Raw genomic sequence first — 15870 nt, 5'->3', positions numbered from 1 at the left:
CCAAGTGATTAGAGGTCAACGTTGAGCTCTTTTTGGACGTAGGTGTTGGCGTCGGAGTGAGTGTTGGTGACGATTTTACAGAGTTCGCGGTTGACGAGGAGGCCGCGGCGGGTGATGTTGGCGGATCCGGCGTAGACCCAGTCGTCGGTGATGACGGCTTTGGCGTGGAGGTCGGGGACGTCAACGATCTCGGCGTTCCGTTCGACGCGGGATTTGATGTAGTCGTTGTGGTCTTCGTTGCCGTTGATGAGGAAGATGATGTCGGTGTCGGTGAGTTCGGCGACGGCTTCGGAAAGGAGGAGTTCGCGGCTGGATGTCTGGTCGTTCACTGGGAACCGGAGTTCGACGTCGCTCAGCCACGGCGAAACAAGGACGACCTTGTCGGCGTGGATCAGGGTGTACCCGATGAAGTAGGCGAGTTCGTTAGAAGGTAAAGTAAATGCTCGTGTCATTGATTTCTCCTGCGGGGACTTGCTCACGGTCAAACATCTCATCAACGGCGTCGTCGGCGTCCACGAAGTCGACGAGGTGGTGGCGGAGTTCCTGCAACAAGACGTGGCTCAGGACTTCCTCTTGGTCATGGCCAGAGATGCATTCCCCGGTGTGCAGGTTTTCGACGCAGCCGTCGATATCCGGGGAGAAGAACAATGACTCGACACGGGACAGCTCATCCAGGTCAACGTTGAGTGCATCAACGCGTCCCTCAGGGAATGCATCAGCTCCGTCCAGCTGGGCATCGGCCACGGTGTGCTTTACGGTGTAGGCGTCGCGGAGCGGGATGGTTTCCTCGTTCCTGAGCTGGGCGGCCCGGTCACAGGTCGATAATACCTCCTGCACCACTTCATCCCGGATCTCGGGGAAGACCATGTCGAGCTGCTCGTCGAGATGTGTGTCGACACAGCGTTGGACAGCGTCTTCATCGACGCCGTGCTCGGGCAAGTCGTCGACGAAATCGGGGTCTGCCCAGAGTTGTTCGTTGATGACCTGCGTGTTGTAGGTGATGCGGACCAAGGATTCGAGCAGGGTGCCGGGATTGTTCTCCAGTTCATCGTAGACAAGATCGACGATCCCTTGACCTCCTTCCGTCCGTTCGAAGATGAACACGATGCCTTCCTCGGGATCCAGGCCGTAGAACAGCATGGACGGGTTGACACCGCCGACGTCCGCGACCAAGTGGAGGAAGAAGTGAGCGGCTGTATGGTACGCTAGTTCGTCGATCGGGACCTCGTCCAGGTTCTTGTACCGGGCGACGTCAGCGATGAGCTCCTCGTTATCCTCGACGTAGGCGACGAAGTCGGTAAGGTCGTAGATGAGGCCGCGTGTCTTCAGGTCGAAGCCGAGCGGCATCTCCGGACTGTTGATTTCGCGTTGAATGCGGTCATCACCGGTGAACTGGATGCCCATGTCGCCCATCGGCCGGGCCGGTGTGATATCCAGAGAGACTCCTTCCAGGGTGACTTGGCCGCGGAGCCCGGCGAGCGCGAGACTGCCGGTCGCGTCCTCGACGTCGGTGTCGCGAGCGACGGTCCGGACCTGGGGTTCGGCATGGACCTTTCCCCACCCAATCTCGTTGTGCCGGACGCACCGCTGATCGTCAAGCAGGGTGAGGCACTGCGGGCAGTAGGCCACGATGTTGAGCGCGCGTTGCCCGGTGACGTCAGGGATTTCCGAGAGCTGGATGGAGTCCGGGATCAGCATCCCGTTCCGCCGATCGCCGGGGATGTCGCTGAAGTCGAACCGGACCTCGTTGCCTGTCGGCTGTTCACCGTAGTTCTCGACTTCGGTCGGCGGGAGGAAGACGTGGAGATTGGTGGATTCATTTTGGAATTCGCTGCGGTACGGTGCGTGGGAGTGGACGAGGCTGTCGATGGTTTCCTCGTTGTCGTTGAATCCGTCGGGGCCAATCACGGTGAAGAACTGGCCGCTACTGTCGAAGTATGACGGCGGCACGTACCAGATTTCGTCGCTATATGTGCGGTCGGTGACCTGGAGGTAGCGGTGGAGGTAGTAGGCCGCACGGAGCATGTGCTTCACGTAGTGGAGACTCATATGCGGCCTGTTCACCCGGCTTTCAGGGTCTCGTTCGAGGTCGCGATACTCTCCGAGTTGGTCGAGGACGCGGCGCAAGTAGTAGATCTGGTAGCGCTCGTCGATGTTCTCCTCGAGTCGGCCGTCACCCGCGATCGAACTCAGAATGTCGACGGCGTCACTGAGATCGGTAATCCGGTCAAGGGAGACGTCCTCGGGGCGGTCATCGATGTGGATGTTGACCTGGGCGCGGAGCCCGGTGAGGTCGCCGACTGCCGAGATGATGCTGCCGAAGAGCTGTTCATACTGTTCGACGCGTTCAGTTTCAGCACCGCGGTAGCCGTAACGGGCCTCCTCGCGTAGCTCTTCGAACTCGTCGCGAAGCTCGTCAAGCTGGTCAACGAGATCAGAGGCGTCGCTGCTGTCGATGTGGTCTTGGTACTGGTCGGCGATGTCGACGTAGTGGCTAATGACTTCGAGGGTTCGTTGCCGGACTTCGTCGACGTACTGTTCGAAGGCGTTGTCGCTGCGGGTGATTTCACCGCTGTCGATATTGATCAGGTCATCGACCTCCGCGAACTCCTCTTCCAGCTCGGTTTCGCGTTCGTTGAGGATATCGCGGAAGGAATCGATTCCCGCCTCCGTGGTCAACGGTTCGACGGTTTCGTCGATATTGAATTCGGCGAGGAGGAAGTCGCTGGGATTGACCAGCAACTGGTAGAACTCCTGATACTGCTTGTCCTGAGTGAGGAATTCTTCGAGGAAGGTTTCTTCTTCACCGCGGCGGATGCGACGGTTCTCTATGTCGCTGGCCCGGGTGTAATAGGTGTTAAGCGTGGTGTGGATCCACTCGATGACGTCGTTGTCGGGTTTGAGCGGGGTGCGAAGTTCGGAGCTGAGGAAGCGGTCCGCCCGGTAGAACATGTTGGCGTCGTTCGTCAGGTTGGAGAGGAAGACGAAGATGTGGGCGTCCATCCCTTCCTCCCGAGCGGCCCGGCCGGTCCGCTGGACGAAGGAGGACAGGTTTTGCGGCGTCCGGTACTGAGTGACGTGCTTGATCTCGCCGATGTCGATTCCGACTTCGAGGAACGAGGTAGAGAGGAAGATATCGCTGTCAGCGGCATCCTCCGCGTCGAACCCGATCTTGGAGTAGACCGGGAGAAAGTCCAGGGCACGGTCCTCGATGAAGTCGTAGCCCATGGCGTCGGCGATATCAGCCCAGTCTGCTTCCGGATTAGCCGGTTGCTGGCCGCGCGGTGACCGATCAGTATGATGGTGCCAGAGGGGGGGTTCGTCTTGGCTGTCGTCGCCGCGTTCGGCGTCGTCAAGCTGGGCTTTCTTCTGGTTCACCTGACTGATGCTGTCGATGAACGATAGGGCTTTACCCTCGTTGCCGTCAATGTCGCGGAGGAGGCCGTGCCCGATCAACAGCAGCTGCTGGATCATCATGGAGGAGGCGCCTGGGCCGTCCTCCGGTGATAACAGGAAATAGTAGTGTTCTTTGTCGTTGTGGTCTTGTTTGAGGTCGGATTCAGGGACGTCAACCGTGGCTAGATGGTCGGAGGGGAAGTCAAACAGTTTCCGGATGAACCGATCGGCGTTGTCTATTGTGGCGCTCGCCCCAATCCAGAGCAGGGGCTGGTCCGTGATGTCGTTGATGTTGCCGATGATTTTGGCCGCGTGCGCGCCACGCAGCCGGGTATACAGGTGGACCTCATCCAGGACGAACGTGTCCACGTCGTCGATAATGTCGTAGTTCGGTTTGAGCGCGAAGAGTTCCAGCGATTCCAGCGTAGTCAACAGGATGTCTGGGGTTTCCCCGTTCTTGATCCGTTCTCGGCTCAGGACCAGTTCGTTGTTGGTGAAACTGTGGGTGTCGTCCGCCTCGCAGCGAATGGTGTAGGAGTTTGAACTCCCATCATAGGTGAACGCATTTGTCGTGTTTTCATCGCCGCACCAGCAGTGCGCTAATTGGAACGTTTCCCGTCCGTTCTCGGATTCGAAGTAGTCATCGCGGACTTCGTCCACGCTGTAGGGCATACCACCCATGTAGACACCGACGGAGAGCGGTGCCTGCTCATCAGCAGAACGCATGGAGTGGACGTGCTTCAGGATGCGGCCGAGCTGGTCTTGGAGGAGTGCCCGCCGTGGATAGACGATAACTGTGGTATCTTGCTCACCGTTCCGCAGTTGTTGGTATAGCGGGCCGAGAAATGCCTCGGTCTTCCCGAATCCGGTCGGGGCCGAAAGGATCGCGGCATGTGGCTGCCCCGTGTCGTAGCGTCGCTGGTGGAAGTCGTTGATCAGCTGCCAGCTGTCAACCTGGAAATCAAGCGGGTCGAAGTCGAAAATGTCGAGGATGTCATCGACGAACGGGTCGTCGCCGTCGTACGGAGTGGACTGCCGGCGTTTCTGCTCTTCGCTTGTATATTTGACTGCGTCGGTCACCGGGTCGCCGTCGTGATCGGTGCCGAGCAGCTGGCGATTGAATAACATCCCGCGGATCAAGGGGCGGACATCGCCCGGAATCCGGTCAGGGTTCGTTGTATGGTCGCTATATTGCATTAGTGGCGAGGTGGACGATCCGCCAGGCAGTTGGAGAATGTGTCATCAATTCGTATGCTGAAGAGATACAGAGGTCTATCTAAATAACTTTGCTCTGGGACCTCGTTGTTCGCTTATCGAATTGCTGTTACCCGACACCGATTTTCTCTGGAGAAAATGTGTCGCAACCCTCTAGCAAATTATATATAGTGGTAGTTAACAGATGGGCTCCGACGACTTCTATCGGCTGGTAACCGGAGGAGTCGGGCCGTCAGCCGCCCACTGCGACGGTGCTCTCCGATCCCGGTCAAAAAGATGTGATCGGAGTCGATATATGAACCTCAAGCTTTGATATCAAAGTTGTGCAGGACCATGAAAACGACTTTTATATAATGAGGGTATGTTGGAAACGGTGTCTATGCAGTACCTATTGGCTCTGGGCGCTGGTGTCAAATATGGGGCTCTTTCATTGATACACAAAAATATTAATTTAATAACAGGGGGGGCATATATATCACAACAGTCTGATAATTTTCTTGGTGGATGGTCGCCATCTGAGCTGGAAGCACTGGCAGCGCTACTGTCAGTGGTACTCACCACATTGATTGTCCTCGTATATCGTGAACAGGTAAAACTGAAGAAATTGGAACAGCGGCCCATTATCGCCGCTCAAGCATACAAGAAACACGATGTTGACAGCATCGCGGTCCAGTTAAAAAACTATGGCCATGGGAGCGCAACCCAGATACAGGTACGAACAATTGTTGCACCAGTGGATGCACGAGTGATAGATACATGGGGAGATCGCTTAGTGGTCTGGGGTAAGAACCGAATTCCAACATCTTCATCCGCGTACCCGGTTATAAAACCGATATCTGTAAATAATGAATCTGAGGAGAACGGAGAATCCGATTCGGATGCTTGGAAACAGCCGTACGGTGCTCGAATGGCCCCGTCCGGTTCCGGCCAGTATCGTGTCGAACTGTCGTTGAAAACTAACCCAAATGTTTTCCCTGACAGTTTCTCGCGAAGATGGCATCAGTTCCGCCCATGGCTTCCAAAGACAGTCAACCAGCAGAATCCATATGTCAAGACATTCGGAGCAGCCATCGAGGACCTCCAAGATAGTGCTGAGCATTACCGTCTCCGGGTGCTTGTGCGGCCAGCGAACGAATTCGGTGTAGCAGAAAAGGAAACCGTGTTTGATTATGTGATTCCAGCAGTTGATGGCTTAACAATAGAACAGGCGCTGGATATCGGCATGCCATACGATCGATTCCGGAATAACCGCGAGGAATACGAAGCACAAACATCCGAATAATCTCATTTCAGACACGAGTCGCTCTCCTCCAGTTTTATAAGGGTTCATACGGAAAAGAGCAGCAATAATAATGCGACATTTTGACTTTTCATCCTCCTTTGATACCCTCGACTTACCGCGAGACGTCACCGAAATCCTCCGGGCTACGGCGCACAACAAACGGCTTTTCAATGAGAGCCAAATTCACGATGACGAACGCTACACGACGGGCTCACTACGATACGATAACGAAAATCGCCCGCGAGCCAAATTCTCCGATCTAGAAAGCTTCCCGGAGCGATTACAGACCGACCGGGTTGAAGATATCTTTCGATTTTTCGACTTTGACCGCCAAGCATCCCGCTTCCAACTCGAAAGCTGGCAGACGATCACAGACCAACTCGAACACATTCGTGATGCCACCGAAACCACAGACAGAGCAGCCGTCGTCAGCGCTCCAACTGGCTTTGGAAAAACTCCTGCCTTTCTCGGACCAGCATTCCATAACGCGGTGCTGCAAAATGGCGACCGAACAATCATTGTCTACCCGAGTCGCGCCCTACTCAAAGACCAACTCGGTCGCATCCTCAAAACCGTACATAAAGTCAACAACGACCCCGACTTTGAAAATGACCTATCAGTGGGGGCGTGGATGGGTCGACAACCCTACTCAAAAGACGACTTAGTCACTGATGGCCGCAGCTTTGTCGAACCTGGATCTCCTGCAAAACTGAAAGTAGCGAGCCATTGGTCGGACAACCAAACAACGTTCTATATTGCCCGGAGGTCGCTTCCTCGCGTCGACCCCGGCTATGAAGTGTTTGATGAAGTTTATCGGAGAACAGATGGCACCGACGGAATACGGTTCACCGAAGATGAACTCGTGCTACACCGAAACGCTATCAAAGAGGATGATAGCAACGATCCCCGACCAGATATTTTACTGACGACTCTCGAATCACTGGAAATCCTAGCTGCAAAACCCCATTATGATATTGTCCTTAATGCCGAGTATTTCATCTTCGACGAAATCCATCAATATCAGGGGCTACGTGGCAGTCACGCCGCACAGATCATCAGAAATATCCGACAAATTCGAGACGACAATGCAGTATTTCTTGGAGCAAGTGCAACCGTCGACACCCCAAGCTCCTTCGCGGAATCGCTGTTTGGGTTTAGCTCTCGAGCCATAGAAGAGTATGACGAATTTGAAGCCGGCCCAAACACGGTGGAGCTGTTAGAACCATACGAGTCCGACATAGATGACTCGAGCTCTGATGCACTCCACTATTACTTCATGCTGACTGGGCAGAACCAACAACCTGGAGTGGCATCTCAGTACCTCCAACATGCCATGATGATCGGGCGGTCACTCCTTCAACCCGATCCCACATCCCAGAATGATTCTGAAGCCAACGACGACGAGATGTCTCTCTTGTCGCTGACTGATGGCTCCGACGCACGTCGAAAACTGTTAGCGTTTATTCAGAGTAAGAGTCAAATCAACCGACTCAAACACCAGTTCGAGAACGCAGATAAAACGCGCGAGCTATGGCGTTACCACGATCTCGGCCAACCAGGGGATTGGCGAACTCTTGCCGACCGGACTGACCACGAGTTCTTAGACACGACAGACGAACTGGATAACCCCATCGCAGTGTATTCCGGAAGTGAAGCTGACGTGGATGATATCGACGATGCAGATATCATCCACGGCACTAGCTTCCTTGAGGTTGGCATCGACATCGAGAACCTCCATTTCGTCTCCCAATACCGCCCACCGGAAAACATCACGACTTTCAAGCAACGAGCTGGACGGGCCGCACGCGAGAAAGACGGCTCCGGGCACGTTTTCATCCATCTGTCAGAGTTTGCCGGCGATAGCAACTTCCACTACCGCGCCGACCGTTTCATCCAAAACAACGTCACCACCCCCATTTGGGCTGAAAACGCCGTCATCTCATGGATGCATGACCGCTTCCACGAGTACTACCACACCCTCGCAGAGTTTAGGAACGAATCCTGGTATCACGGAAGTTGGAGTGATGATAGTAACGCACCAGAACTCATCAAAGCGTATTTCACACAAGAACTTGGGTGGACGGCGTTCACGAAATTCCTCCTCTACCCGAACTCACAATTCGATGAGATTTATGACATCCGCACCTCTGGGCAGAACTTGCTCCAGAGTGGTGAAAACCTCGACACAATCCGGGAGAAGATCGAGGAGAAAATCCGATCAATTCGTGATGAGTACTCAGACATTCAATCGGTTGTAGATGAAGATACCGGTGACCTCTTACTGGATCAGGATGCTGTCACTCAATTCATCTTGGAAATGAGTGAGGCAGGTATCGCACTCCACGATGACTTCACCAATACCATAACCGATGACTCCTTTGACGAGGCACGAGCGACATTGGAGTCGGTTACTGACGCGCCGAACCCCGGCGATAGAGTTGATGAATTCCTATCCGCTCTGAACAAGATCAAGGTATCGATAGAATCGAAGCGGATATCGCTTGGTCCAGAGGCATTCCCTAGTGATAGATTGGATCGGCTTGATAGAGCAATCACCGTCATTCAGGAGGCAATCGGAGGCGGCGCATTAGAGAGGAAAGCTCGTGAACGACGTGCTCTCTACTATCTCGACCAGGCCTTGGATGGGATTGAAGAATACCGAGAACCATGGGTCGCCAACCATGGCCAGTTATCTGCGATCAAGGGTCTGTTCAGAGCAGCGTATTATTATAATCGTAGTCTGAAAACGCTGCGCAACACCCAAGAGTTCCAACTTCACCAGCCGCCATCAGAATGGGAAGCTGGAGAGGCAGCTGAGTCAGCGCTCCCCGATGAGTATGTACAGATCTGGTATGTGCCACCGAACTACTTCAACGATGCGGGCCGGTACTATACGTTAGAGCAGCCCGAGTTCGGTGATGGTGATGATTACAAATTGGATGAGAAGCCGGTCACGTCGATGCTCTCGCAGTTTATCCCCTTCAAAGTTGAACATAAACCCGATGTTGGGGAGTGTCAGGTATTCCAGCCGCGTGTGACTACAGAGGACGGACAGCCGAAATTTGACTTCTCAAGCATCCCCGGAGAGGACCCGACGGAGGACCTCCGGGTCCCAGACCGGATACGGTTGGATGGTGTCCGTGATGAGTCGGGAGAACTCGCGCAGGGTGTGTTTGAGTTCGATATGGACAATTATAAGATCAAACCGGCTGCTGATGGCCCAACTCCCGCCTCAAGTAGTGGCGGGAGTACCCGTCCGGTAAAACTGTTCGCAGAGGCTACCATCCAATCAGAGGTGACTGCGACCGGTGATATCGACTTTGAGTCCGGCAACCTTCAGTTGTGTGCTGCGGACGCGAAGGTGTGGCTAGAAGATATCTTACTGCAAATCACGGAACAAGTGCCGCTGGATGATGGCGATGAGAACGAGTACGTTCGGGTTGGGGACCCTGAGCCTCATCGTATCGAAGCAAGCACTCCCAAACTTGGCTATCAACTGAATACCCGGACACTTACTTGGGATGTTTCAGACTTTATGGCTGAGTATGAATCTGGTGGTGGGCTTGATGTCGACGCACTGGGGTCGGGCCGTCGGGTGCCGGGTGACAGTGAGGTGCGGGCTGCGATGTACAAGCGCTTTGATCAGGTTGACCCACGAGAGACGATGTATACGACAGCAGCCCATCTTCTGACATTGTTAGTGGCTGACGTCACTGGAGTCGATCCAAACCTCCTCCTGTATGGCTATGACACTGACATGCAGGAGATATATGTATTTGAACAGACAGAGGGGGGCCAGGGGATTGTAGATCTGTTCTGTGAACATCAAGAGCAACGTCCTGACTTGGTGTTGAACTCGCTGTACCGGCTGTTGCACAACCCCCAGATTCTGACTGAACGTCTGTGGGCACATATGCCAACTGTAGATCGCCTCTACGATGAGGTAGAGATAGAAGAGTTTACGAGGACTGGTGGTGACCGAGCAGTGGCAGTGGAGCAGATCGAATCGATTGTTACGGATGTCTTTGGGTTCTCGTATCCTGATTCGTTGTCTCGGGTAACGGAGGAGGTGGCGGCAAGTATCGACCGGATGGCGTCGCTAACAACAGACGAAGTCTCGATGGAACAGCTATTCCACCTCAAGCATGAGCTTGCAGCCGCACTCGTGCATAACTCGCAAGCAGACAACACTACAGTCCGGACGGATGAGATTCCTGCGGATGTACATACTGAATTTGAAGACACTATCGAGACGTTAGGCGAGGAAAGTATACGGTCACTCTTACTCCCGAAAGATATCGATAGTTGTCAGGTTAATTTACAGCTCGATCGGAGCATATCCGATGTTCCTCAGGACGAGGCACTGAGTTACTGTATTTTAGAGCAACTCGAGGACTATCTTGTCGATGCAATTCCGAAATCCGAGAACCGTGAAGCGATGATTGAACGAGGCGCGTACTGGGCATGGCTTGATGCGTCGAATGAGGAGGTGTTTTTCGTCTCATGGTAACGCTCAGTTGCGACTCGTTTCCGCGAGGTGTACGGCGATATCTCACGACACAACTCGCCCAAGATGACCTCGAAATCCTCGCATTAGCGATTCCAAATGTAGAACGTGTTACGGTGAACCGTCCGACTGACACCCCGGGTAGTGACGACTACTATCACCGCCTCCCAGAGAGATATCCAGACATCGATTTCGGCGTCTGCATCGAGGCAGAACAGCTTGATCATCGCCTCATGGACAAGTACCGTAACAACATGGTTGTGTTGGTGGTTGAGTCCATCTCGGAGTATACGTGTATCTCGAATCTTGAAGTGTACTTTGAGGAAGGCAAGACACAACATCGTGAAGTGACCGACGGCGAGGCGAACCGGTGTTCTTATGATGACAGCTTGCGAGATTGTATCGAATCGTTATTTAGTGTTGAAGAAGCCATCAACCCAGGAGACTAAATCATCGAACCGATGCACCAAACCCTCTCATAGGGGCTGTCAGGTGAGCTGCTAGGTATTTGACTCTACTTTTGTGTGGATCGACGAATTCGGAGACCGGTTCCCGAAATCGGATAGCCCGTACCGAATTTGGAATATAGGCCCTTACAGGTTGAAGTGATATAGAGGACCTTTCCGCAGGGGCACTCTCGTATTGCGAATAGGCTGGAAACATAAAGCCTTATTGAGGGGTCCACGTCTTCAGCTCTATACGGTCAATGCCGTCCCCGTTGAATGCATTTACAACCGCCACGGATCGTGCCTCCGAGATCACGTGGTGGAATCGGAAACTTACCAAGCTCAACCGTATTTCAGGCGTCACCAACGCTAGCTCCTTCGTCTCCAACGAATTGGTGGATACCAAAGGACCGTATCTCGAGTTTGTCTCACCGCCAGCCACAGCGGAGCGGCCAGCCACCGAGTTATTGGACCAGTACGGCTACGATGACCGGGTTGTGGACGCGGTCGTCGACGAGTTATTCGGCGGGGACCGTACCGGGTCGCTCTATCAGCACCAGGCAGATACGATTGAGGCCATCGAGACGGACCCCAACGACAACATCTTGGCTGTGCCGACAGCGACCGGGAAAACGGAGTCGTTCTTCCTCCCGGTACTCAATGACTGTGTGTCGACGGACGCCGACGGGTTGAAAGCGATCGTCATCTACCCGATGAAGACGCTGGGTGTCGACCAGCTCAACCGGTTCCTCCGCTACATCGACACGGTGAACCAAGAACTGCCACGCGAAGACCGCGTCACGATCGGAATCTGGGACCGAGATACGCCGGCAGCTGTCGGACCGCGTGACTTCGACCTGGATATCGGTGCCAACGTTCGCGGCCTGGAATGTCCCCGCACGCAGGACGATTTGCGGGTGACCAGCGATGGGACACCGGGCAGCGAGGACTGGACGTATCCGTGGCTCAAGATCACTCGGGAGCAGATCCGGGACGGGGTCGACATCCTCCTGACGAACCCGGAAGCGCTCGACTACATGTTCGTCAGCGACAACGAGGCTACCCGTGACATCTTGGGGCAAGGACCGGAGAAAAGCCCGGTCCAGCACTTAATTTTCGACGAGGCCCACGTGTGGAGCGGGATCTCCGGGTCAAGTATCGGGTTGCTCACCCGTCGCCTCAAACAGTTTTACGCAGCGCACGACCCGCAGGTCACGCTGGTCTCTGCCACCATCGAGAACCCCAGCGACTTGGCATCCGTCCTGACCGGGGCGGACCGAGACGACGTCAACGAGCTCGGGTTCACCGCTCGCGACTTCCCGGTCACCGGGACGACTGACTTCGACAGGTTTGCGGAATGCTCACTCCGAGACATCGTTGAAACACTCGTCCTCATCGGACGCCACGACGTCGACCGGGAGACGTTCTGCGACAGCTATCCCCAGTTGACCGGCGCCGTCACTACATTGGAGGAGATCGGACTCCTGGCAGGGCCAGACCCGTTGACCGTGCCAGACCAGCACCGAGACTGGGTATTCGCCCCGATCGCCGATCGCATCGACACCGAACAGGAGGACGGTACAGCGAGAGCTGTCCAGAACGGTGGGACACTTGGCCTCGCCGCCGATGAACTGGATACCTTGACGGAACAGGTGGTGGAGCACGGCGATCTCGGCGGCAGATGGTTCCAGTTCATCCGTGATACGGTCCCGGAAGTCGCAACTCTTGCATCGTGGTTCATGGACGAGTCGACCACCGAGGTCGAATTCGAGCACTACGCTGACCTCGTGAACCGGCTCGAGGAAGCAGGTGCATCGAACCCGGAAGAGGCGATGTCAGCTCTGCTTGCCTTGGGCCGGGCAGCCGGGATGGTGACGGCGAAGTACCACATGTTCGCCAAACCGCCGCGGAAGATCTACTGGTGCCAGACATGCGAGGAAGTGACCCGTGGCCGGTCCTGTCCCGAGGGCCACCAAACACGGGAACTCCGGTTTTGCCGGACCTGCCACCACCCGTTCGTCGAAGCCGACACCGAAAACGAAGACGAGGACGAGGATGAAGAGGTGTTTCAACCGGTCTATGGCGGCGGGACGGACGGTCCGTGTCCTGGCTGTACGACGTCGCGGCTCCGTTTGACTGATATTACGGTGCCGACGCCGACCCTGCTTTCGTTCATGTTGACGTCGCTGTGCCGGTCGATGCCGTCCGAGAAGACGTTGGTCTTCTCTGATTCACGGTCGACAGCTGAATCGGTCAGCAACGAGATCATCGGGACGGAGTACGGGTTGACCGCTGAGACGCTGTACGTGAAGCAGTTGATCGAGGAAGGTGGCCGAGCCGAGGCCCGGTCGCTATTTTACCCGGTGTTGGATACGCTGCGGGAGAAGTACTGGCAGCCGCTGCGACAGAACACTCCGGACCGGGAAACGGATGCGAACGATATCCTCGTTGAGCTGTGGAACGAGATTGAGCCGAACGCACGGCTCTCCCAGTGCCAGCACCTCCGTGAAGCAGCGCTTGTCACCCCTGCCTGGGTCTACACCTGTCCCGATCCGAAGACCGCGGCAATCGGCCACGAGGTGTTCAATCTCTTCGTCAGCCGGTTCCCGCCCCAGTTCCAGAAACACGGAATCAAGTTCCAGGGGTACACCCGGGAACGGTTGGTCAACAAGCTCGAGTCCGAGACAAGGTTCACCGAACAGGAAATCGACGAAGTTGTCGATGACGTGTTGCAGGGCTTGCTGGACAGCGACGTCCTAGAACTCAAAACGTGGGATGACGTCCGCAACACGATTCTCAACGCGGGGAAAGATGAAGCAACTGAGGACGACGTCTTCGAGTACATCGAAGACCAGATCGACGGTCTGGAAGCATGTGACGGCTATAGTGATGTCGGCGGCGGCATCTTCATCGTCCACGACTACGCGAGTAAGACCGACCTCCAACTGGTTCCCCAGGTAACGTTCTGCGACGACTGTTACACGGCATCACCTGTCCCCCGTGACGGTGACGGCCTTGCTCACTGCCCGACCTGCGGCAACACGGTCGACGTCCACCAACGGTTCCGTGTCGAGGAAGACGACTCAATGACCCTCCTCGGCTGGGCAGACGTCGAGACAGACTGGGATTACCCGGTTGACCACTGGGGCCACGACATCCTTGCACCCCTCATCCCGAGTGAAGGGCCGCCAGTATCGCGCGACAAGGTCGAGACGATGGAGTTGGACTTCATCACGGTCGGAATCCACAAAGGGGACGTTCCACCGACACTGCGGAGCGCCATCGAGGAAGGGTTCCGGAAATCTGATCCGGACGTCAACATCGTCAGCGCGACCCCGACGATGGAACTCGGCGTGGACATCGGCACCCTGGATTCAGTGGCACAGGTCGGGATACCGCCAACCTTGACCAACTACGTGCAACGCAGTGGCCGCACCGGACGGACACGCGGCAGCGAATCCTTGGTAGCCACTACGGTCCGCGGCACACATCCTGTCGACGCACACTACTACGACGACCTGGACCGGTTCTTCGGCAGCTTCGACCCTGTCCGTGTCCCGGACCCGTTTGACTTCGACGAAGTCCTGGCCGGCCACGTCGTGACCGAAGTCGTTGCCTATCTCGCCCGTAATCCGCATCCCAGCGACACCTTCGAGGAGACCTACCAGATTGATCAGTCGGTTGACTCGGTTGCTGAGTTCGCCGACCGAGTGGAAGCGAATCTTGACGAGCTACGCACCTTCGTCCGTGACGACGTGACGGACCGGTTGCGGGACCATATCGAGGCCGTGTTCGGGCAGCGCGGCTTGGAAATCTTCGACGCGGTCTTTACCAGTGACGGCCCGGTGAGCTTCCGGCAACGGACACAGCAAACTTGTGGCCAGCTCCGCAGCTTCAGTGACAGCACCGACCTCGACGACGTGCGTGACGGGAATGACCGCCTGGATTTCTGGCTTAATCGGCTTGGCTACTTAGCGAACTACCGCGAGTTCGGCCAACAGTTCCCCGTCCAGTTCGAGGGTAGCAGTGAAAGCATCTCGTTCCAAGGTGACGGCCGCCTCTACGACTTCTACCCCGGTGAGGAAAATGAGCGAGGGGCAGTGATGACCCTGTACGGCTCAACCTACCTGGTGTCGGACGTCGAAGGCACGCAGGAATCGTTACAGACGGTGGCGATCTGTACCAATGAGGACTGTACCCGGCCGTTCGAAAGCTACCGGACAGCAGCAGAGCAGTGTCCCCACTGCGGCAGCCCGTTAGACGCGATCTCGGTCCACGGCGTCCAGGCAGTCAACTGCCGGAAAGCCCGCCAGTTCGAAGATCAGTACAGTACCTCGCCCATCATGACGACCCACGTTACGAGCCGTGACGAAACGACGGCAGGCGAAGAAGCCACGGTATTCGGGCTTCCCTGCGACGTCGCGGTCGGCGGCTACGATGTGATCGACTTCATCCCGGTGTTCGAACGTCGGCATACGATGGGGTCCGGGAAAGAGATCAAACGGTCTGAAGCACGGATCTCTGACAGCGACGACGGCGATGCTCGGTACGCGCCTGTTGGGAAACAGTACGCGACACAGGGAATCTGTCTCACATTTGACCAGGCAACGGTGGCTGATCGTCTTCCGGATGAATTGTTGGAGCAGGAAGACGAGGCGGTGTGGCCCCAACTGTTCATCAGCTTGGAACAAGCGTTGACGAAAGCGGTCGCCGTCGAAACTCAGAGTGACCAAGATGATTTCCGCGTGAAGGTGATGACGACCGGTGACGAAGTCCGTGTCTACATCGTCGATAACCGGCAGGGTGGCAACGGGATCGCGACACAGGTTGACCGGAACTTGGACGCTGTCGTCGACGAGGTTCGAAACGTGGTTGACTGTGACGAGTGTAGCGGTTACTGTGAGAACTGCCTCTTGATCGAGCGGACACCGGCTACCTATCTCGACAACGACTTGCTGAACAGGACGCTGCTCGCGGAGGCATTAAAACAAACACCATGACCGTCGTTCCCCCGTTCCCGATGA

6 protein-coding genes are annotated in these 15870 nt (G+C 55.7%); 4 read left to right on the top strand and 2 right to left on the bottom strand.

Translation table 11 applies throughout. The features are described from left to right. Positions 1–8: 8 nt before the first annotated feature. Both U5918_RS05915 and U5918_RS05910 read right to left on the bottom strand, forming a co-directional pair. Positions 9–452: a phospholipase D-like domain-containing protein gene (locus tag U5918_RS05915; RefSeq protein ID WP_336000196.1), complete on the bottom strand. Its 444-nt coding sequence runs from the start codon at positions 450–452 to the stop codon at positions 9–11. After that, a complete protein-coding gene (locus U5918_RS05910) occupies positions 424–4593 on the bottom strand; it encodes a DEAD/DEAH box helicase (protein WP_336000195.1) in 4170 nt (1389 codons plus the stop codon). Before U5918_RS05910 ends, U5918_RS05915 begins: the two co-directional genes overlap by 29 nt. Positions 4594–4990: 397 nt before the next feature. On the opposite strand from U5918_RS05910, the gene U5918_RS05905 reads away from it, so the two are divergent. The 4 genes from U5918_RS05905 (at position 4991) to U5918_RS05890 (ending at position 15846) form a co-directional block, all read left to right on the top strand. Continuing rightward, positions 4991–5893, top strand: coding sequence for a hypothetical protein (locus tag U5918_RS05905; protein WP_336000194.1), 903 nt, complete (start codon positions 4991–4993; stop codon positions 5891–5893). Positions 5894–5963: 70 nt separating this feature from the next. After that, positions 5964–10403, top strand: a complete 4440-nt coding sequence (locus U5918_RS05900) for a DEAD/DEAH box helicase (RefSeq protein WP_336000192.1) — start codon at positions 5964–5966, stop codon at positions 10401–10403. After that, entirely contained in the window at positions 10397–10849 is a 453-nt protein-coding gene (locus tag U5918_RS05895; protein WP_336000191.1) for a hypothetical protein, read from the top strand. Before U5918_RS05900 ends, U5918_RS05895 begins: the two co-directional genes overlap by 7 nt. Before the next feature lie 464 nt (positions 10850–11313). Then, positions 11314–15846 (top strand): DEAD/DEAH box helicase, encoded by a 4533-nt coding sequence (locus U5918_RS05890; RefSeq protein WP_336000190.1) that lies wholly within the window; start codon positions 11314–11316, stop codon positions 15844–15846. Positions 15847–15870 lie beyond the last annotated feature (24 nt).

Source organism: Halorientalis sp. LT38, assembly GCF_037031225.1.
Classification (GTDB): domain Archaea; phylum Halobacteriota; class Halobacteria; order Halobacteriales; family Haloarculaceae; genus Halorientalis; species Halorientalis halophila.
The sequence above is the reverse complement of the archived record's forward strand: the minus strand, read 5'-3'. Positions and strand labels throughout refer to the sequence as shown.